Below are 19,865 nucleotides of genomic sequence, written 5' to 3' on the forward strand. Positions count from 1 at the left end.
TGCTAGCGCGTAGCGGTGGTGGTCGGTGCCGCGGATTGCGTTGTCGTGGTGGTGGTGGTCGGTTCGGTGGTGGTCGGCTTTGTCGTCTGGGCGGGGGTGGTGGTCGAGGTCGGAGCCGGTGGTGTTGTCGTCACCTGGGGGGTGGTCGCCGCACTCGACGTCGTGGTGGGTGGTGTCGTAGTCGTCGGCTGTGCGCTGGTAGCGGCGGACTTCGCGGGCGAGGTGCTGGTGGTCGTCGGCGACGTGGTCGTGGTCTTGGTCGGTTCGCTGGTCTTGGTCGTGGAGGTCGCCGCCTGGTATGCGGCCGCGAGATCCGCTGGCGTCGGCTTTGCGCTGGTATCGACCGCCTTACCGGCCTGCGCCTGCTGCGCCAGATGGGTGAGCCAGGCGGCCGCGTACTCGGCGGAGGTTAGCGGCTTGCCGTCGGCGGAGTCGCGCCAGTAGTCGAAGTGGTGACCGGTCGCGTTCGGCCCGAGTGTGAGCTGGTACGGGTCGCTCATGATCACCGGGATGGTGTTCTGGTTCGTCACGATGAGACCGACGATCTCGTTGAACACCTTCTGCGGCAGATAGGCCAGTGGCGACATGTCGTTGGTCGAGATCGCCGTCGCCTGCGTGCTGGGCTTGGGCGTCTGACCCGGCTTGTACTCGGGATCGGAAACCCGCAGCAGCACCTGGAGGAAGGTTTCGTTGCTCTGCATCCAGTTCGGCTGCGACTGAATATCGGCGAAGGCCGCCAATGCGATCCGGCCGAGGACAACCGCGACGTCCTGCCCGGTCGCCGGGGTGAGCCCATCGCGTTCGAGTGCGTCGACATTCAACTGGCGACCCACATTGACCACCAACTGCAGCAGCGAAATATTCTGCGGTGCCGAGCAGGTGAGATCGCCATCGGAGCAGAACGACGCGATCTTGCCGTTCAGCGCCCCGAAGTCGCCGCTGGTGCCGGGCAGTGCACCCTGACCCGCAACTGCTTTGGTGCCGCTCTGATATTTCTGGTCGAAGCCGTCGGGATTGCTGTACGGATCCTTCGCACCCGGGAACGGCCCGTCGCCCGCCGAGCGTCCGGCATCGGCGAGGATGACGACACCGACGACATCGGCCGGATCGACGACTCCGTAGCCACCGTTCTGGTCGGGCGTCTGATGCCCGACCGTCATGGCGACGCGGCGCACGACATCGGCGCCCTCGCTGTAGCCGACGATGGAGAACTTGGTGTCCGGGCAGGCCTGGCTGATCTCCCGCATCACCTGTTCGGTATTCGCGACACCGGCATTGACGGCGTCCTCGTAGGTGGCCATATTCGCCGGATACGCGATGTATACCGCGGCATATGAGCCGGGATCGACATTATCGGCGGGTGCGTTGACGACGGGGTCGACCCACTGACTGTGATAGTCATCCGACAGCGCGGCGGGCAATTCCTCGCCATTGGCGCCGACCAGCAGCTTCGTGGTGCCTTCGACCGGAGTGTCACGGCGTCCGGCCACCGAAATGGTCACCATGTCGTGGCACTCCGTCACCGAGGCCCTGAGCTGTGTATCCACGGTTTGCGACGTCGATGTCAGCGCCCAGGAGGCGGCGACGATCGCCACCACCCCGAGCGTGGCGGGCGCGACAACGGCCGAAGCCAGCCGATGGCGCGCGATGAACTCCCGAAGAGCCATGTCCAGTTCCCCAATCCAAAATCCGACAAATGGGCGGACAGGCCCCCCGACAGGCCATATGTCACGAGGTGTGTCGGTGACCGGGACGTATTCGTTACCGCGGCGCCGCCGAGGCGAAAGAACTGTTGTAGGAATCGAACAGATTTCCGATCGGTGTTGCGGTTGCGTTGCCGACGCGATCGATCCACTGATCGGTGGTGCTGACGGCGGCGAACTGGGAGTGCATCACGACATTGAGGACGCGATGGATCTCCGCCGCGGTGGCCTGACCAGCGGCATTCGTCAGCGGTACGGTGCCGGTCGCGTCGCTGAGATGTTCGGTGGCGAATCCGGCGTGGTGCGCGTGCGTGATCAGCGCGTTATTGCAGTGATGGGTCAGGTACCCGACGACGGCGATGGTGTCGACGCCGCGTTCCCGCAGCCACGATTCGAGGTCGTTCTCGGCGAAGACGCTCGGCACGGTCTTTTCCAGGGCGAGGTCGTAATGCCGCTCGGCCACCGAGTGGTGCAATTGCCATCCGGCGGTGCCGCGATCGAAGATCGGCGCGCCGGCGGGTGCGGTGTGCTGGACCACCACGATCGGCATCTCGGCGGCGACCGCGGTATCCATGGCACGGCCGATCTGTGCCAGCGATTCCGCGACGGGCGGGTATTGGATCCGCAGGTCGCCGGTGACGTATTCGTTCTGGACATCGACGACGATGAGCGCGCGCTTCGGGGCCGGTGCGTTCATGAGTTCCTCCGGGTGCTGGGGCGGCGGTGTTGCCGGAGGTCAACGATGCCGAAGGCGCGGTCCGCTCAACAGTGGCCTGAATGACCCCCTGGTCCATTGGCCGCTGAAGTCACCGGATAGCGCAATTGCTGCGTGCGGGCTGGTGAGTTGTGCGAGCAGGCCCCGGATCGACGGAGGCCGACACCAACAACAGATCGAGCGACGTGCCACAACTCATCGTTGTGCGATTAGGTTCTCCCTTCATGGATCTCGATGCGGTTCGTACCTTCGTCGCTGTTGCCGAGGCGGGCCAGTTCCAAGCCGCTGCCGACGATTTGGGCATCACCCAGCAGGGGGCCTCGAAACGAGTAGCGAGCCTGGAGCGAGAGCTCGGCGTACAGCTCTTCGCGCGGACCGCCAGGGGCGTGCGGCTCACCGTCGACGGACAAGCACTACTACCCCATGCCCGCGAACTCCTCCGCGCCGCCGAACGCGCCACCGCGGCCGTGACACCGGGGCGCAGGGCGCTGCGGATCGACGTGGTCAGCCGCAGGATCGCACCGTCCAATGTGCTGCACGCCTTCTACCAGCAGCACCCCGATATCGAGCTCGATGTCGTCGCCCTACCCAACGCCGACGCCGCAGCGGCGCTCGCCGAGATCGGCGCCGGTACCCTCGACGCCACCTTCAGATCCCTACGCGACTCCGCCCGCAAAGTCCCGACCGGACTCCGCTCATTGCGTGTCATCGACGACCGACACGAACTCCTGGTCGGCCCGAAACACCCGTTGGCGAACGCCAAATCCGTGACGCTGGCCGAACTCACCGACCACCCCATCTGGATGCCGGGCATGTCCGATCCGGAGCCGATCGGCTACTACAACGATCTCGCGACCGCGTTCGGACTCACCATCGACACGATCGGCCCGATGTTCGGCATCGAAGCGCTCCTCGCCGAACTCGCCGACTCGACCCAACTCGCCACCTTCGCCGGCGAAGGCTCCCGATACCTTTGGCCGGAAAGCTACGACCTGCGACGAATCCCGGTTGTCAACCCGACCCCCGTCTACCCGCTCTCGGTGATCTGGCGAGCAGACAATCCCCACCCCGTCCTCGCAAACTTCCTCGACTACCTACAGACCAGATACCGAACGACATCCAGCGATGACATATGGACACCGGACTGGGCACGGTAGGACCCAGGCCACCTGGAGTGGGAAAGCTGCTCGGTATTCGATGCCGCATGGCCGGGAGAACTCTCAGCTGTTGAGCAACTCCGGGGCGAATACGTCCTCGATCTTCCACCGTCGAGACGACAACCCTTGTTCGAAGTGGTAGCGCAGGTAGGTGTCGAGGGCGGTGCGGTTGGCCGCGATGCCGTAGGGCCACCAGTTGTCGCCGAACTGTTCGCCGTTGCGTTCGATCAGTGCGTTCATCCACGGCACCATGGTTTGGACCTCGTACAGTCTGCGGTTGCGGCGATAGTATTCGGCGGCAGCGTCTTTCGCCTGGGAGAAGACCTGGTAGACGTCCTGCGCGAGGCCGGGGCGCTCATGCAGCAGATCCCTGCGCACGACGATGGTGTGCATGATCGGGAAGATCGCGGTTCGCTGGTGATAGTCGCGTTCCAGTGGCTCGAAGTCGGGGAACAGCCGGGCGACATTCGGAGATCCGTCGAGCACGCACTGTGGAACATTTGCCGAGAACAGGGCGTCGATCTCGCCCGCATCCAGCATCGCGCTCAGTGTCGTTCCCCCGGGCGCGGCGGTCACCTCGAGATCGGCCGGGTGCGGGTGCGGGATGAAATCAAAAGGGGGTGCGGGAGATTCGAGGCCGCCGATCACCCAGCGGTTCTGTTCGGGCTCGAATCCGTACTCGTCGGTGAGGATCCCTTTGGCCCACACGCCGGAGTCCTGGCCGTAGGTGCCGAATTCCCCGATGGTCCGTCCGGTGAGAGCGGCAGGGTGGGTGATGCCGCTGTGGGTGTTGACGAAGATGCACGAGTGCCGGAACACCCGGTTCGGGAAGATCGGTAGCGCCACGTACGGCAATCCTGTTTCGAGCAGGCGCAGGTAGAACGTGAGCCCGAGTTCGGCGATGTCGAACTCGTTTCCGCGGATCAGCCGCTCGAAGATCTCCGGCAGGGTGGCCGCGGTTTCCATTGTGACAGCGCTGCCGTCCACGCTGACGCTCTCGTCGAAAAGCGCACGGGTGGTGTCGTATCGGAAGCATCCGATGGTGAGAGTGTGGTTGGTCATGAGCGTGGATCTCCTTGTCGGCTCTACGCTTTCAACAGTTCTCCGTGACCGAGCCGGCTGTCCAAGACCATCTCCGCAATCGCCATACCGAGTAGGTATCGTGTTGCGGTGGACCTTCGTTTGCTCCGGTACTTCGTAGCGGTGGCGGAGGAGCGCAACATCGGCCGGGCGGCGAACCGCCTACACATGACGCAGCCGCCGCTGAGCCGGGCCATCCGGGAGCTGGAGGACGAATTCGGCGTCATCCTGCTCGAGCGCACTCCGAAGGGCGTCGTCCTGACTCCGGCCGGAGCAACGATGTACGACGAGGCGAGTGCGCTGCTGAAGCGAGCCGACCGGATCCGCGACCGGGTGACCGCCAGCGCAGGGTCGGCGACCCTCACCATCGGGACGCTGGCGGATACCGCCGCGCACGTCGACGGTGGGCTGGTGGCATTGTTCCGGGCACGCCATCCGCACGTCGACGTTCGCGTTCACGAGGCCGATCTCGGTGAACCGACGGCCGGGCTGCACGCCGGGCTCGTCGACGTGGCGCTCACTCGAACCCCCTTCGACGACAACGGAATCAGCATGCGCATCCTGCGCTCGGTACCTGTCGGCGTCGTGATGCGTGACGACGACCCGCTCGCCCATCGCACTTCGGTGTCGCCGGTCGACCTGGCCGGCCGCCGATGGGTCCGGTTGCCATCCGACGCAGATCCGGCATGGACCGCCTACTGGACCTGCGGCGCGCACGACGACGCAGCACCGGCGATGCGGACGATCCAGGAATGCCTGCAAGCGGTCATATGGAACGGAACAGCGGCGCTCGCCCCGATCGACCAGCCGCTGCCCCTCGGCCTCGTCACCGTCCCATTCCCCGATCGCCCGCCGAGCCATCTCGTCGTCGCCTGGCTGAAAACCGCTCACAGCCCGCTGATCCGCAGCTTCGTCCAGATTGCCGAGCGCAGCTACAGTTCCCGCGACGAAAGCGACGTCTGAGCGCGACGTCCCGGGCGCCATCAGCGGCGTAGGGGCCTGCTGGTCAAAGCGATCAGGCGCGCCGCCGACGAGGCCGTGTAGGGTCTCAAAAGTCGTGGCATTTGCCAGCGCTTTCACCTGGTCGTTTCTGGTTTGTCTCGTGCAGTGGCCATGTTTCAGTTCGATGGCATTTCTTCATTCGGGCCACCCTTGACGGGCTCGGACTCGGTGATCAGTTCCGGCAGTGCTCGCTGATGCTGCGCGTCTCAGGGTGCGATGACGAGGTGTTCGATCAGGTCGCCGCGAAGGGTGAATCGGTAACGCAGGTCGATGGTGCCGCCGGGGAAGTCGCCCTCGAGGTGCTGGGTAGCCATGTAATGGGTGGCGTCCAACCGTTGGGCCGCTGCGAGTTCGATGGTGTAGGTGAACTCGGTGGCGGACCGGTCCAGCCACTCTTCGATGGCCGCGCTGCCGTCGTAGCTGTTCCCGTCGTCGACCACCGTGGCATCGGGGGTGAAGGCGGAGCACGCGGTGGCGCTGTCGTGGGCACGGTGCGCGGTGAGGTACCGGTTGATCACCTCGGGTAGTGCCTGCGGGGGGATGGTTTGGGGCCAATTGGTGGTCATGAGGGTTCCCTTGGGGTTTCGTGGTCAGATGGTCGGGGTTGTGCCGCCGTCGATGACGTACTCGGCGCCGACGATGGCCGAGGCGCGGTCGGAGGCCAGGAAGGCGACGAGTTCGGCGACCTCCTCGGGTCGGTTGGGGCGGCCCAGCGGGATGCCGCCGAGGGAGTCCATAAGTCGGCCCAGAGCGGCATCGTGAGTGATGTTGGCCTCCTGGGCGATTCGGGCGATCAGGTTCTCGGCGGCTGCTGTCTGGGTGAAGCCGGGCGAGACGGTGTTGACGCGAACGCCGCGTGGGGCGACCTCGTTGGCCAGGCCCTTGCTGTAGGTGGTGAGCGCGGCCTTGGCGGCGGCGTAGGCCAGGGTGCCGTTCCATAGCGGCAGGCGACGCTGGATCGAGGTGACATGCACGATCACGCCGTGACCCGCCGCGAGCATGGCGGGCAGCAGACCGCGGTCGAGGCGGACGGCGGCCATCAGGTTCGTGCTGAGTTCCGTCGCCCACACCTCATCGCTCAACGCGGCGAATCCACCGGCGGGCGCTTCGGATCCGCCAAGGGTATTGACCAAGATGTCGACGCCGCCCATGCGATCGTCGACCTCGGCGACCACGTGGGCGGCGCCCTCGGCCGTGGACAGGTCGGCGGCGATGAACCACTTGTCCTCGACGTCGATGGGTCGGTTGCGGGAGGTGACGACTACCGTCGCGCCGGCCTGAGTGAGGCGCTGAGCGATGGCCGCGCCGACACCCTTGGTCCCGCCGGTGACCAACGCTCGTCGGCCGTCGAGGGACTCGCTGAGGAATTCGGCCATGGGATCTCCGATCCGGGCACGTCCCGAGGACCGCACCTCTTAGTTACTGCTAGAGTAGAAGTTAGTAACTTTTACTCTAGCAGTGACCGAGGGGATGGTGTCCATGCCGAGCCGGATCAGGCTGGAAGACCGGGAGTGTCCGCTGTCCACGACGGTGGCGCATGTCGGCGAGTGGTGGACGCTGCTGATCCTGCATGATGCCTTCGACGGTTACACCCGCTTCGACCAGTTCCTGGAGAACCTCGGTATCTCCTCGAGCATGCTCACCGCCCGGCTGAAAGCCTTGGTTGCGGATGGCCTGCTGGAACGCCGCCCGTACCAGACCAATCCCGAACGTCACGAGTACTTACTCACCGACCTGGGCCGATCCCTGCGCCCCGTCCTCGTCGCCCTCGCCGCCTGGGGCAACTCCCGACTCGCCGCTGGCGAGCGCAGCATGATTCTGGTCGACGCGAACAGCGGCGAGGAGGTCGAGCCCGTCGTCGTCGATGCCAAGACGGGCCGCCGCCTAGACGACAGCAACGCGTACGTCTTCACGGCGGGTCCCGCGGCCAGCACCGCCATGCGCAGCCGCTACTCGACGCGCGACCATCGCACACCACATAGAGCCGCACACCACACAGAGCCGCACACTGCATAGAGCGCCGTATCGCCGGAGTCGACCCTACAAAAGGCCGCCGGCTAGCCGCGCGCCATATCCACGAATCGACTCAAATGCAGTTGGTGCGCAACGGTAATCGTGGCAGTCGGACCATTACGGTGTTTACCGACAATCAAGTCGGCTTCACCACCACGCGGGTCGTCCCGCTCGAACGCATCGGGTCGATGCAACAGGATGACCATGTCCGCATCCTGTTCCAGTGAGTTGTGTACCGAAATCCCTTGTGCCACAAAGTTATTTGTTCCTGACACGGTCCCATCGTAGACGTCTTGTTCGCCCAGGCCGGTGATTTCGACGACCTTGTCCCAGAAGACGTCGTTGGTGGCCAGCATTTCGATGTCGGCATCATTGAGGACGGCGGCGACGCGGGCGAGACGGGCGCGGCTGGGGGAGCGCTTCCACATGGTGGAACCACAGAAGCGTGAGCCCATGGCAGCCGAGAACTCTCGGTGAGTCATGTGCTTGGTTGTCAGCAGGGTGCGGACTTGGGTCCAGACTTCCTTGGGGACGGTGTCGACATTCGTATTGCGCACCATCGGTTCCAGTTCGGTGAGGGCCGATTGCGCGGCCTGTCCGCGTGCGCCGTGAACACTGACGTCGCGTAGGAAGATCGTCTGATTATCCGCCCCATCGATGGTGAGGTGCCAGCAGTCGCGATAACCCGCCTTGCGGACATTCTTGATTCGTCCGTGTACGCCGAGTCGTAGCAGTAGCTGTGCCACGTCATCGATCAGGCGGCGGCTCGTGGAGGCGTAGTAGACGCGAGCCTGGCCTCCCTTGGCATCCCAACGCACCGAGCCGTCGGTTGCCCACAAATGCTTCAGGAACAGTGCGATCTGATCGTTCGGCAGCGAGAACACCTGCTGCGGAACGAATTTTTCGTAGCTGCGTAATCCGAAGAGTCCCAGCTCGTCGAGCCAGGCGGCAATTGGATTGCGTTTGCCATGGGTGAGTCGATAGGGCGCGGGCAGTCGCAGGGTTGTCACGCGGGCAGCCGCGTACTCGTCCCGTACCGCCGTCACGCCGAAGTGCCGGGCCGCGGTGGTTACCGCGTCGAGGTTCTCCTCGTCGATGCTGGCGTAGCGGATCGGCTGGCGCTTGACGCACGAGCCGTCACCGATCATGTGCGCCAACAGGATTATCTCGGAGTCCGCCATCCGCTCGGTGTGCACTGGTTCAGGCACCATACGCGGAGTGGCGAGGCGGTCGCCTACGGCCAGCTTTTCCAGTGGTATCCAGCCATCGACCGTCAGGAACGGGTGGTTGCCAGTGGCCTCGACTTCTCGCCCCGAAGCGAGCCGCAGCCGGAACACGTCCTTGCGCCCGCTGGGAAAGACCTTCACCATCGGCCGCGCAACCATCCGCATGCGATCGTCCAGCGACCACACCAGCGGCTGCTCCCCGCTTGCGAGCAACTCGCCGAGGGTGGTCTCACCACCGCTGTCCGCACGCAGGATGCGCGTCGAAGCCGGGAGGCAGCCCGATTCGCGCAGGTCGGACACCATGGGACGCTTATCTGTTCGCTGTTCGGGACCGCGGTTCAGCTGGCTGATCGCGATGACCGGAACTTCCAACTCCTTGGCCAGCAGCTTCAAATTTCGCGAGAAATCCGAGACTTCCTGCTGACGAGATTCGACCTTTTTTCCCGAAGTCATCAGCTGGAGGTAGTCCACCACAACGAGTTTCAGGTCGTGGCGCTGCTTCAGACGGCGCGCTTTGGCGCGGATCTCCATCATCGTCAGGTTCGGCGAGTCGTCCACGAACAGTGGCGCCTCACTGATCTCGCTCATACGGCGAGCGAGTTTGGTCCAGTCGTCGTCGCTCATTCGGCCCGAACGCATATCGCCCAGCTTGATCTTCGCCTCAGCCGAGAGCAGCCGCATCACGATTTCCGTGCGACTCATCTCGAGCGAGAAGATAACGCTCGCCAAGCCATGCTTGATCGAGCAGCTACGCATGAAATCCATTCCCAGGGTCGATTTCCCAACACCGGGACGCGCGGCGACGATGATCATTTGGCCGGGGTGTAGGCCGTTGGTGAGTTCGTCCAGCTCGGTGAAGCCGGTGGGGACGCCGAGGGAGATGCCGCCGCGGGAGGCGATGGAGTCGATTTCGTCCATCGTGGGCTGGAGCAGCTCCTCGAGGGGGAGGAAGTCTTCGGTGGTGCGGCGTTCGGTGACCTCGTAGACCTCGGCTTGGGCGCGGTCGACGACCTCGGCGATGTCCTGGCCGTCGGCGCCCGCGTAGCCGTATTGCACGATGCGGGTGCCCGCTTCGACGAGGCGGCGCAGGATCGCCTTCTCCGCAACGATTTCGGCGTAGTAACCGGCATTGGCGGCGGTGGGGACCGTTTGAGTGAGGGTGACGAGATAGGGCGGACCGCCGATGCGCTTGAGTTCGCCGCGGCGGTCGAGACCGGCGGCGACGGTGACCGGGTCGGCCGGTTCGCCGCGGCCGTAGAGATCGAGGATGGTGTCGTAGACCGCTTGGTGCGCCGGGCGGTAGAAATCGCCGGGGCGCAGCACCTCGACGACGTCGGCGATCGCATCCTTGCTCAGCAGCATGCCGCCCAATACGGACTGCTCGGCCGCCATATCGTGTGGCGGCTGCCTGCCGAAGTCCTCGCCGGGCGGTTCGGGCGGGTAGTCCGTATGCCCGCGGCCATCGGTGGTAGTCACCAGACTCGACCGTCCTCTCTCGCCGCTAGCGACATACATCAAAGGCCGCTCGGAAACGGCGACCGCGTGCACATCGCTCGAAACCGCCGCCTACCGGCTGACCCTATTGATCACTCGTTGTACTCCCGGGTACCGACACATCAGGGCGTCGAACCACGGTGTGCGAGTCCCCCGTTGACGGGCTCACCCGCGGTTCCAGCAAACCGGTGTGACAGCTCCCGGATCATGACGATCCGGAGGTTCGTTCATGACAATGCGACGAACCTAGGCGACCCGATGGGGACTCGCCAAACCGCACTGTGCACACACCTGTGGATAAGTTGGGGACTGTTTACCCAACGATGTGCACCCCCCTGTGTACTACTTGGGGAAAACCCAGGTCACACCGCTCAAACGTGCAGATAGATATCGATTTCCAAATCTGTCCACGTGTGGATGAATGAAGTGTCGGCGTGTCGGTCCAGTTGAACAGCCGGGCGTGTTGGGTAAACAGAGTGTGTACTACGGGTATGTCCTGGATCACGTAGCGGCCGGTTGGTTTTCTCGACGATCCACAAGTCGAATAACAGGTGGTAGAGCCGATAGCCGAATTTGCCGAGGATGGTCCAGATCACCGTTCCGGCCTCTCGCAAATATTCAGCTATCTGCAGGATGACGCCCATGGCTCAGGCCGCGACCACACACTGGCCCGAGGCGGCGCAGCCGAAGGCCACCCTTGTGTCGAAACACAAGAGTGGCCTTCGAATGAACTCAGTTCGCGGCGACCTGCAGGTCGAACTTCGCGACCACATCGGGGTGCAGGTGCACCGCGACGTTGTGCTTGCCAACCGTCTTGATGTGCGACTTCGGCAGTTCGATGCTGCGCTTGTCGACGATCGGGCCACCGGCCGACTTGATGGCGGCGGCGATGTCGGACTGGGTGACCGAGCCGAACAGCTTGCCGGTGCCCGCGGTCTTGACCGACAGCGAAACCGAATCCAGGCCCTCGATGGCCTGCTTCAGCTCGTTGGCGTGGTCCAGGTCGCGCACCTTGCGCGCGTCCTGCGCCCGACGGATGCCCTCGACCTGCTTCTGAGCGCCACGGCTGGCGACAATGGCCAGGCCGCGCGGCAGCAGGTAGTTGCGGCCGTAGCCGTCCTTGACCTCCACGGTGTCACCGGGGGCGCCGAGGTTGTCTACATCAGCAGTCAGAATCAACTTCATTTGCGATGTCTCCCTTCTCAGCGAGCCGTCGACACGTAAGGCAGCAAGGCCACCTCACGCGAGTTCTTGACGGCAACGGCGACGTCGCGCTGGTGCTGTACGCAGTTGCCGGTGACCCGGCGAGCGCGGATCTTGCCGCGATCACTGACGTACTTCCGCAGCAGGGCGGTGTCCTTGTAGTCGATATTGACGGTGCCGGACTTGGCTTCCTTGCAGAAGGTGCAAGCCTTCTTCTTCAGCACCTTTTCGCGCGCGGGCGCTTTAGGCATGGTTACTCCGTAATCAATGATGGCCCAAAGTAATTCGGGCCGATGTGGGCCGTTCTCAGAACGGCGGTTCGTCGTCTACGCGGCCGCCCCCGAAGGAGCCCGCCGCGGGTGCGCTGCCCCACGGGTCGTCGTCGGCGCCGCCGGAACGGCTGCCGCCACCACCACCGGCAGGAGCGAAATTGCCACCGCCCCCGGAACCGAATCCGCCGCCGCCCCCGCCGCCGCGGCTGGCCTTGGCGACCTTCGCGGTGGCGTAACGCAGCGAGGGACCGACCTCGTCGACCTCGAGCTCGACGACCGTGCGCTTCTCACCCTCGCGGGTTTCGTAGGAGCGCTGCTTCAGTCGTCCGCTCACGATCACGCGGGCGCCTCGGGTCAGGCTTTCAGCGACATTCTCCGCAGCTTCACGCCAGATGTTGCAGCGCAGGAACAGCGCTTCGCCGTCTTTCCATTCGTTCGAATTACGGTCGAACACGCGGGGAGTCGATGCGACGGTGAAATTCGCCACCGCAGCGCCCGCGGGCGTGAATCGAAGTTCGGGGTCGGCCGTCAGATTTCCGATGACGGTGATGACCGTGTCGCCTGCCATGTGGTTCCTCCTGCTCGGTATGCAGTCCGCAGTGCACCTGTTGCGCTAGAGCCTAGAGATAGGCACCGACGCAATCGAGGGTCACTTGCCGTGGCGCAGAACCTTGGTGCGCAGCACCGACTCGTTGAGACCCAGCTGGCGGTCGAGCTCGCTCACGGTAGCGGGCTCGGCGGTCAGATCGACCACCGCGTAGATGCCTTCGGCCTGCTTGGCGATCTCGTAGGCGAGACGGCGGCGGCCCCAGATGTCGACCTTGTCGACCTTGCCGCCATCGGTTTTGACGACGCTCAACATGTTGTCCAGCGACGGACCAACAGTGCGCTCGTCCAGGCTCGGGTCGAGGATAACCATCACTTCGTAATGACGCACGGACCAATCACCTCCTGTGGACTAGGAAACGGCCACGGACGGTCCGTGGCAGGAGGGTCGTTGCGTCAGCAACCCGACAAGGCTACATGAACCCGCGTTAACCAGCGAAAGCTCCCCCGCCTCCCCGGGCCTTTTGCCGGTCGTCGGAGCCTCGATAGTCGCGTCGCGGGCCGGAGGCCGGTCGTTGGGGCGAGTTCTGGGCGTACCCGGTGAGTTACCCATGTGCGTACGAGATCAGATGTTGCGGTGGCAATCGTGGGGGACGCGGGCGTGGTCTGCCTCGGCCACCTAGTCTGGTCGTCATGTCGACCCGACCGGCCGCCAGCGACGTGAGCACGGGCCGCGTACAGCGCACTACAGTGCTAGCTGCGGTGGTGGTGCTGCTGTGCGGGTTGACGCTGGCGCTGGCCTATCTGAACAAGGCGCGTTGCGCGGGTGCGCCGTTCGGCGAGGATGGCCGCAGTGCGATCTTCGATGTGGTCAAGGATTCGGATGTCTGCTATTCCGATATCCAATTCCTGTGGCTGGGACGCGATATCGACCAGCACGTCTTTCCCTATATTGATGGCGGAATCACCGATGACGGCATGCTGACCGGCGGCGCGGTCGAATATCCGGTGCTCAGCGGTGTATTGATGTGGCTCGGTGCGGTAGGCGCCGATAACGACGCGGAATTCCTGCTGCACTCGGCATTGTTGTTGGCGCCGTTCGCCGTGTTGACCGCCTGGTTGCTGGTCCGGCTGGCCGGTCGGGCGGCGCTGTTGTGGGCGGCGGGGCCGCCATTGGTGCTCTATGCATTCCACAACTGGGAACTACCCGTGGTCTGTATGGCCGTCGCCGCGGTGTACGTGGTGACCGCGCTGACACGATATTCGTTGCGTACCAGGGGAATTCTGGCCGCCGTACTGCTCGGCATCGGATTCTGCCTCAAGCTGTATCCGGGTATTTTCGTACTGCCGCTGCTGGTATACGTGTTGACTGGCGGCCAGCGCGATATGGATGGTCCGGCGCCGTCCCGGCCGGATGTGCGCGGTGCGCTGATGACCGCGGGTGCCGCCATCGGCACGGTGGTCCTGGTGAATCTGCCTTTCGCGCTCGCGGGTTATGAGGGCTGGCGCGCATCGATCACCTTCCAGCAATTGCGGCAGGCCGATATCACCACAAATTCCATTTGGTACTGGGGACTTCGGCAGATGTTCGGTCAGGACGCCGATAGTGAGACCGCATTTCAGCATGCGGTGTCGATCGCCTCGCCGACGCTGGTGCTCACCTCGTTCGCGCTGGCGATGTGGTTGGGCTGGAAGCGATTCACCTCGACCGGCACCTTCCCGTGGATCGGGGTCAGCGGCGCGATGCTGTGCGGATTCCTGCTGTTCCACAAGGTGCATTCGCCGCAGTACACGCTGTGGCTGGTGCCGTTCCTGGTGCTGCTCGAGGTGCCGTGGCCGGTGATCGGGGCCTATCTGGTCGCCGATGCGACGATCGGAATCGGGGTGTTCCGGTACTTCTATTCGATCGGATCCGGTAGCTCGGTGGATTTGATGGAGAACGTGGTGCAGTTCGGCGTGTGGGGGCGTGCTGTACTCCTTGTGGTGTTCTTCTTCGTATTCGTGCGGGCGGTGCCGCGCGGAACCCGGGTCGCGCCGCCGCCGATACCGCGGTTGGAAACCGGCGGCCTGGTACCCGTGGCCTAGTACCGGATTCCACCCACGGGTGGTACTGCGCGCGCCGCGATCCGCGCACCGTTGTGGGCATGACCTCGCAGAACACAGCGACCGCGGTGCTGGTGCTCGCCGTCCTCGGCTGGATCATCTACCAGCAGAACCAGTGGCGGCTGTTCGATCCGGTTCGGATGTGGCGATTGCCGGTGATCCTCGGGCTCATCGGCGTGATCGGTGCCTGCACATCGACCGATCTCGGTGCGCTGCGGACGCTGGATATCGCGCTGCTGGTATTCGAGGGGGTGTTATCGCTCGCGATCGGCGCCGTGATGGGTGTGATGTCGCGATTCCGGCGCGATGAGGTGGGTGCGCTGCTGGTCCGGACCGGTGCCGCGGCGTCGGCGCTGTGGCTGGTCTCGATCGCGGTGCGCGTTGGCGTCGACGTGATCGCCGTCGGGTACGGCGCGACCTCGTTGACATCATCGGGGCTGATTCTGCTGCTGCTCGGCCTGAACCGGGCCGGTCGGATCGCCGTTATCTCCGCTCGGGCCGAGAAGTCGACCGTTGCGCCGCCAATGAGTCGGGCACACTGAGGCAATGTTCGGCAGCGGGATCGCGGGATCGACACCCACGCTTCTGAGCAGGCTGCTCCGCCTGGTCGGGGCGGGCGCCCTGGCCGCGTTCCTGCCCAGCTATCACCTCGCTGATCTGGGTGTGCCCGTATTACTCGCGGTCGGGCTGGCGGGTATCGGCATGCTGACCTGGGCACTGGCCCCCGCGGACCGGCATCGGCTCAACCGGATCGCATTGGCGCTGATGGTGGTGTTCGGCGGGCTCACCGTCGCGCAGTACGGCGGCAGTTCGGTGGCCATGCTCGCCGCGGTCTACGGCGGGTTCGCCGTGGTTCAGCATTCGACGCTGTTCGGTGCGCTGCTCACCGCGACGGCGGCACTGGCGGTGAGCATTTCGTATCCGGTGGCCCAGGCACCGGCGGGGGTATTCGCGGCAATGCTGGCGGCCATCGCGGTGGTGGCGCTGATGGGGGTGAACCGCAGGCAGTTTCGGGTGAGCGCCGAACAGAATCGACTGCTGGTCGAACAGAGCCGGGCGATTCGCGCTGAACGTGATCGGGCCGCCGCACTGGCCGAACGCGGCCGGATCGCCCGCGAGGTGCACGACGTATTAGCCCATACGCTCGGCGGACTCGTCCTGCAGCTCGACGCCGCGGACGCGCTGCTGGAGGCGGGCGAGACCGAACAAGCCGGTGCTCGGGTACGGTCCTCGCGGGCGCTGGCCGCCTCCGGTCTGGCGGACGCGCGGCAGGTCGTCGGCGCACTGCGCGCCGAACGATTCGCGCTGCCAACCGAACTCGAACGGCTGGCGCGCGAACACCGGGACGCGGGCGGACAACTCCGACTCCACTGCGAGGGCAACGCCGACCACCTCGACGAACAGGTGAGCACAGCGCTACTGCGCGCCGCACAGGAATCCTTGACCAATGCCCGCAAACACGCACCCGGCACGGAGGTCGAACTGCGACTGCGCGTCGAAGCCGACCAGATCGAGCTGACCGCATCCAATCCCCTGCCCCGCCGAACCGGGCTGCTATCGGCGAATCCGCGGGCGACGATGCAGGACGCGTCGGCTCCAAGTGTGGCTATGCAGAGCGCGTCGACCCCGAGTGCGGTGACGCAAGGCGTGGAGATGCAGGCCGTGGTGGCACAGGACGCGGCGGCGCGGGACGCGGGAGCGCGGGAAATGACGACCCAGGATGTGGTGATGCAGGGTGGGTCGGCACAGAATGTGGCGCCCCAGGGCATTGCGACGCAGAGTGCGGCGGTACACGGCGTGGAGGTGCAGACCGGGGTGACACAGGAGGCGGCGGCGCGGGACGCGGGAGCGCGGGGAATGACGACTCAGGACGCAGTGATGCAGGGTGGGTCGGCACAGAATGTGGCGACGCAGGGCATGGCGACACACGGAGCGGCGACATACAGTGCAGCGACCAAGGGGGCGGAGGCCCAGGGTGCGGCGGCGCAGACGGTGGCAACCCCGGACGCGGTGATGCAGGGTGAAGCGACCCCGGACGCGGTGATGCAGGGGGCGACGGCTCACAGCTCAGGGGCTGGGGATTTGGTGGGGATGGGGGTGGGGGCCGGGTTGCTCGGGATGCGGGAAAGGATCGGGGGGTTGGGTGGGACGGTTGTGGCGGGAAAGGTGGGTGGGCGATGGGTGGTGCGAATGATGGTGCCGCGGAGGTGATCACGGTGGTTGTCGCCGATGATCAGACCATCGTGCGCGAAGGGTTGACCACGGTGTTATCGCTGCTGCCGGATATCGAGGTGGTGGGGGAGGCGCGCGATGGTGCCGAGGCGGTCGAATTGGTTGCGCGGTGTGCGCCCGATGTCGTGCTGATGGATCTGCGGATGCCGGTGCTGGACGGTGTCGCCGCGACGGCCGCGATTGCGGCGGACCATCCGGGTACCGCGGTGCTGGTCTTGACCACCTACGCCGATGACGAATCGATCGCGGGTGCGCTGCGCGCGGGTGCGCGTGGCTATCTGACCAAGGACGCGGGCCGACGCGAGATCGCCACGGCGGTACGGTCCGTCGCTGGTGGCCAGTCGACCTTCGCCGCCGAGGTCGGGCAGCGGCTCGTCGCCGCGCTCGCGGCGCAAACCGTCGGGCCGCCGTCGCCTCGGCGTAGTGGTCCGGAAATCGGCCTCAGCGCCCGTGAACTCGAAGTGCTCACCTTGATGGCCAAGGGCCACAACAACTCCGAGATCGCCAAGGAGTTGTTCATCGGCATCAGCACCGTCAAGACCCATATCGGTTCGCTGTTCGCGAAGCTCCAGGTCCGCGACCGCGCCCAGGCCATCGCCTACGCGCACCGCATCGGCCTCGGCGGCTGAGCGCATCGGGTCAGTCGGCGTGCCGGGCGCGGAACGCGGCGCTTTTGGCGCGATTGCCGCAAAGGGTCATATCGCACCAGCGGCGCGACTTTCCGCGTGAGGTGTCGAGGTACAGGCGGGTGCATTCGAGGCGCCCGCATTCCTTGACCAGACTGCGTTCGGGACCGCCGAGCATTTCGATGGCGGAGCGGGCGATCGCGGCCAGTGCCGCGTCCGGATCGCCGTGCCGGGCGATCGTCGCATCGTCGCGCAACGTGACCTGGGGGAGTGCGCCGCGGGCGAACTCGTTGACGGTATCGCGGTCCGCATCGGCGAACGGTTCGTCGCGGGCGGCGGCCAGGGCCAGTCGGTAGCCCGCTTCGCGCAGCCGCACGGCACGGTCGAGTATCGCCGCATCGCAGTGCGGTGCGGTGTCGAGGAGGTCGGCGGCGAGCAGCCAGGTATCGAGATCCGCTGGCGTGCTGAGGAAGTCGTCGAAGGTCGAGGCACGGGCCTTGACCGTGCCTGCGAAATCCAAGGCGAGGTTACCGCTCACGAAGGCGAACACCCTCTCATAGTAACCACCTTGACAGGTTACGTGCACAGGTGCGAGGTTAGTAACCGTCTTAGATGGTTATCTGACCTGTCATGGTCGATCGAGGAGTGCACGTGAAGACGCAGCTCTTGGACCCGTTGTTCCGAGCGACCGGCAAGCCATCGCTTGCGGCGGGCATGCAACCACTGTTCGTCGTGCTGTGGAGCAGCGCATTCATCGCGGGAGTCGTCGGCGTCGGCGCCGCCCCGCCGATGATGGTGCTTTTTGCCCGGTTTGCCATCGCCGCGGTGCTACTCGCGGTGTACGCCACGGTGATTCGGGCCAGCTGGCCGAGCGGCGGTCAGGTCAAACATGTCGTCATTGCGGGACTGCTGATGCAGATCGTGCAGTTCGGCGCCTTCTACACCGCGATGAGCCTGCACGTCTCGGCCGCGATCATCGCCCTGGTGCAGGGCCTGAATCCGGTGGTCATCGCATTGCTGGCCGGATTCATCGGCGAGACCGTCACCGCGCGCCAGTGGTTCGGCTTCGGTATCGGCGGTATCGGCGTCGGGCTGGCGGTGTTCGATCAATCGAGCATGTCGCTGGTCGGTCTGCTGCTATGCGTGGTCGGCTTGCTCGGCCTCAGCGTCGGCACGATCTACCAGAAACGCTTCGTCCCGCAGGTCGATTCGCGCGCGGCGACCGCGATCCATATGGCCGCGAGCGCACCGGTTGCGGGCGTATTCGCATGGGCGACCGGACAATTGCATATCTGGGATGCGACGCGATTCGCCGAGTCGCTCACCTGGATGGTGCTGGTGAATTCGATGGTCGCATTCCTGCTGTTGAATGCGATGCTGAAGCGCTGGGAGGCAACGCGGGTCGGCCGTTTGTTCTTCGCGACTCCGGCGGTCACCGCCATCCTGGCCTGGCTGTTCATCGATCAGCCGCTGCGTCCCTTGGCTGCCGCCGGACTCGGCGTCGGACTGATCGGCATGGTGTTCGCATCGCGACGCCCCACGCCCGTGGTCGCGCGACCCCAGCCCGTGCCGGTGCGGTGAACTACGGAATTCAGCCCACCGGGGTGGGCTCTCGTTCGCTGTCGACTTCGTCGGCGTCCTCGCGCCGGTTCTTGATGATGCTGGTGATGAATGCCGCGCCGATGAACGCCACGCCGACGAGGCCGGTGAAGAGGTCGTTGATGTGCACACCGATCGAGACGAACAGGATGATCGCCAGCGCGCCGATCGCCCAGTGCGCACCGTGCTCCAGGAACACGTACTCCGACAGCGTGCCCTTGCGCACCAGGTACACCGTGATCGAGCGGACGAACATGGCGCCGATCAGACCGAGGCCGAGCGCGATGATGATCGGGTCGGAGGTGATGGCGAAGGCGCCGATGACACCGTCGAAGGAGAACGACGCGTCCAGCACCTCCAGGTACAGGAACAGGAAGAACGCGGCCTTGCCCGCGGCCTTGACCAGCTGCGACGGACCGCCGTCGGCGCCTTCTTCGAATTCTTCGGTGTGGAACAGCGAACCGAGCCCGTCGACCACGATGTAGGTGATCATGCCGAGCAGTCCGGCGACCAGCACCGTGGCGCGCTGCTCGTCGGTGGCGATGAACTCCGCGGTCAGCACCAGTCCGGCGCTGGCGACCACCACCGAGAGCATGTCCAGCTTGCCGAGCTGGGCCAGCGGCTTCTCCAGCCAGGACAGCCAGGTGATCTCGCGCTCTTCGAAGATGAAGTTCAGGAACAGCAGCAGCAGGAACATGCCGCCGAATGCGGCGATCTGCGGATGCGCATCGGTCAGCAGCTTCTCATAGCTCGGGCTGCCGTCCGGAAATACCAGTGCGTCATCGGCGGGCGGGTTCAGTTCCTTTCTAAAAAAGTCTCTTTACACTATGGTAAAGAGACTAAAATAAATTAATGAAATATTATAAAAAGCTTCTTTAAGTTTTTTATAACATG

20 protein-coding genes and 1 pseudogene are annotated in these 19,865 nt (G+C 64.9%); 8 read left to right on the top strand and 13 right to left on the bottom strand.

Going from position 1 to position 19,865, the window contains the following annotated elements; translation table 11 throughout:
• Positions 1–2: 2 nt before the first annotated feature.
• Positions 3–1,667 carry a cutinase family protein gene (locus ABZW16_RS27955; RefSeq protein ID WP_354959043.1) on the bottom strand — a complete coding sequence of 555 codons (1,665 nt, stop codon included), beginning with the start codon at positions 1,665–1,667 and terminating at the stop codon, positions 3–5.
• 94 nt (positions 1,668–1,761) lie between these two features.
• Positions 1,762–2,400, bottom strand: a complete 639-nt coding sequence (locus tag ABZW16_RS27960; RefSeq protein ID WP_354959044.1) for a cysteine hydrolase family protein — start codon at positions 2,398–2,400, stop codon at positions 1,762–1,764.
• A 242-nt stretch (positions 2,401–2,642) separates the two neighbouring features.
• Here ABZW16_RS27960 and ABZW16_RS27965 point away from each other — a divergent pair, with 242 nt between their 5' ends.
• Complete coding sequence (locus tag ABZW16_RS27965) at positions 2,643–3,575, top strand: LysR family transcriptional regulator (RefSeq protein WP_354959045.1); 933 nt, start codon at positions 2,643–2,645, stop codon at positions 3,573–3,575.
• 63 nt (positions 3,576–3,638) lie between these two features.
• Here ABZW16_RS27965 and ABZW16_RS27970 read toward each other — a convergent pair whose 3' ends face one another.
• Complete coding sequence (locus tag ABZW16_RS27970; RefSeq protein WP_354959046.1) at positions 3,639–4,637, bottom strand: 4,5-dihydroxyphthalate decarboxylase; 999 nt, start codon at positions 4,635–4,637, stop codon at positions 3,639–3,641.
• A 108-nt stretch (positions 4,638–4,745) separates the two neighbouring features.
• Between ABZW16_RS27970 and ABZW16_RS27975 the strand changes: the two genes are divergently transcribed.
• Positions 4,746–5,618 (top strand): LysR family transcriptional regulator, encoded by an 873-nt coding sequence (locus tag ABZW16_RS27975; protein ID WP_354959047.1) that lies wholly within the window; start codon positions 4,746–4,748, stop codon positions 5,616–5,618.
• Between the two features lie 245 nt (positions 5,619–5,863).
• Here the strand turns inward: ABZW16_RS27975 and ABZW16_RS27980 are convergent, their stop codons facing one another.
• Together ABZW16_RS27980 and ABZW16_RS27985 are read right to left on the bottom strand one after the other, a co-directional pair.
• The gene (locus ABZW16_RS27980) at positions 5,864–6,223 is read right to left on the bottom strand and encodes a nuclear transport factor 2 family protein (protein WP_354959048.1); all 360 of its coding nucleotides are present in this window, start codon (positions 6,221–6,223) and stop codon (positions 5,864–5,866) included.
• Positions 6,224–6,247: 24 nt separating this feature from the next.
• Entirely contained in the window at positions 6,248–7,033 is a 786-nt protein-coding gene (locus ABZW16_RS27985; RefSeq protein WP_354959049.1) for an SDR family oxidoreductase, read from the bottom strand.
• A gap of 82 nt (positions 7,034–7,115) precedes the next feature.
• On the opposite strand from ABZW16_RS27985, the gene ABZW16_RS27990 reads away from it, so the two are divergent.
• Positions 7,116–7,673, top strand: a complete 558-nt coding sequence (locus tag ABZW16_RS27990; RefSeq protein ID WP_354959050.1) for a helix-turn-helix domain-containing protein — start codon at positions 7,116–7,118, stop codon at positions 7,671–7,673.
• A 41-nt stretch (positions 7,674–7,714) separates the two neighbouring features.
• Here the strand turns inward: ABZW16_RS27990 and ABZW16_RS27995 are convergent, their stop codons facing one another.
• The 6 genes from ABZW16_RS27995 to rpsF all read right to left on the bottom strand — a co-directional run bounded on the left by ABZW16_RS27995 (position 7,715) and on the right by rpsF (position 12,802).
• Positions 7,715–10,372: a replicative DNA helicase gene (locus tag ABZW16_RS27995; RefSeq protein WP_354959051.1), complete on the bottom strand. Its 2,658-nt coding sequence runs from the start codon at positions 10,370–10,372 to the stop codon at positions 7,715–7,717.
• Between the two features lie 389 nt (positions 10,373–10,761).
• Positions 10,762–11,034: a hypothetical protein gene (locus ABZW16_RS28000; RefSeq protein ID WP_354959052.1), complete on the bottom strand. Its 273-nt coding sequence runs from the start codon at positions 11,032–11,034 to the stop codon at positions 10,762–10,764.
• A gap of 88 nt (positions 11,035–11,122) precedes the next feature.
• A complete protein-coding gene (gene rplI, locus ABZW16_RS28005) occupies positions 11,123–11,575 on the bottom strand; it encodes a 50S ribosomal protein L9 (RefSeq protein WP_354959053.1) in 453 nt (150 codons plus the stop codon).
• A gap of 17 nt (positions 11,576–11,592) precedes the next feature.
• A complete protein-coding gene (gene rpsR / locus ABZW16_RS28010) occupies positions 11,593–11,844 on the bottom strand; it encodes a 30S ribosomal protein S18 (protein ID WP_040697505.1) in 252 nt (83 codons plus the stop codon).
• 55 nt (positions 11,845–11,899) lie between these two features.
• Complete coding sequence (locus tag ABZW16_RS28015) at positions 11,900–12,433, bottom strand: single-stranded DNA-binding protein (RefSeq protein ID WP_354959054.1); 534 nt, start codon at positions 12,431–12,433, stop codon at positions 11,900–11,902.
• Positions 12,434–12,514: 81 nt separating this feature from the next.
• Complete coding sequence (rpsF, locus tag ABZW16_RS28020) at positions 12,515–12,802, bottom strand: 30S ribosomal protein S6 (RefSeq protein WP_040697500.1); 288 nt, start codon at positions 12,800–12,802, stop codon at positions 12,515–12,517.
• Between the two features lie 302 nt (positions 12,803–13,104).
• Between rpsF and ABZW16_RS28025 the strand changes: the two genes are divergently transcribed.
• From ABZW16_RS28025 to ABZW16_RS28040, 4 genes are read left to right on the top strand one after another with little or no spacing between them, the layout of a single operon-like run.
• Positions 13,105–14,496 (top strand): hypothetical protein, encoded by a 1,392-nt coding sequence (locus tag ABZW16_RS28025; protein ID WP_354959055.1) that lies wholly within the window; start codon positions 13,105–13,107, stop codon positions 14,494–14,496.
• A gap of 59 nt (positions 14,497–14,555) precedes the next feature.
• Positions 14,556–15,056 (top strand): hypothetical protein, encoded by a 501-nt coding sequence (locus ABZW16_RS28030; protein ID WP_354959056.1) that lies wholly within the window; start codon positions 14,556–14,558, stop codon positions 15,054–15,056.
• A gap of 4 nt (positions 15,057–15,060) precedes the next feature.
• Positions 15,061–16,725 (top strand): histidine kinase, encoded by a 1,665-nt coding sequence (locus ABZW16_RS28035; protein WP_354959057.1) that lies wholly within the window; start codon positions 15,061–15,063, stop codon positions 16,723–16,725.
• Complete coding sequence (locus ABZW16_RS28040) at positions 16,692–17,375, top strand: response regulator transcription factor (protein ID WP_354959058.1); 684 nt, start codon at positions 16,692–16,694, stop codon at positions 17,373–17,375. Before ABZW16_RS28035 ends, ABZW16_RS28040 begins: the two co-directional genes overlap by 34 nt.
• 10 nt (positions 17,376–17,385) lie before the next feature.
• Here the strand turns inward: ABZW16_RS28040 and ABZW16_RS28045 are convergent, their stop codons facing one another.
• A complete protein-coding gene (locus tag ABZW16_RS28045) occupies positions 17,386–17,922 on the bottom strand; it encodes an ABATE domain-containing protein (RefSeq protein ID WP_354959059.1) in 537 nt (178 codons plus the stop codon).
• A gap of 101 nt (positions 17,923–18,023) precedes the next feature.
• Here ABZW16_RS28045 and ABZW16_RS28050 point away from each other — a divergent pair, with 101 nt between their 5' ends.
• Positions 18,024–18,953, top strand: a complete 930-nt coding sequence (locus ABZW16_RS28050) for a DMT family transporter (RefSeq protein ID WP_354959060.1) — start codon at positions 18,024–18,026, stop codon at positions 18,951–18,953.
• Positions 18,954–18,963: 10 nt separating this feature from the next.
• On the opposite strand, the pseudogene ABZW16_RS28055 reads toward ABZW16_RS28050, so the two are convergent.
• Positions 18,964–19,770, bottom strand: a pseudogene (locus ABZW16_RS28055) (DUF475 domain-containing protein); the annotation flags it as partial.
• Between the last annotated feature and the right edge of the window lie 95 nt (positions 19,771–19,865).

The organism is Nocardia sp. NPDC004604 (assembly GCF_040609795.1).
Taxonomy (GTDB): Bacteria; Actinomycetota; Actinomycetes; order Mycobacteriales; family Mycobacteriaceae; genus Nocardia.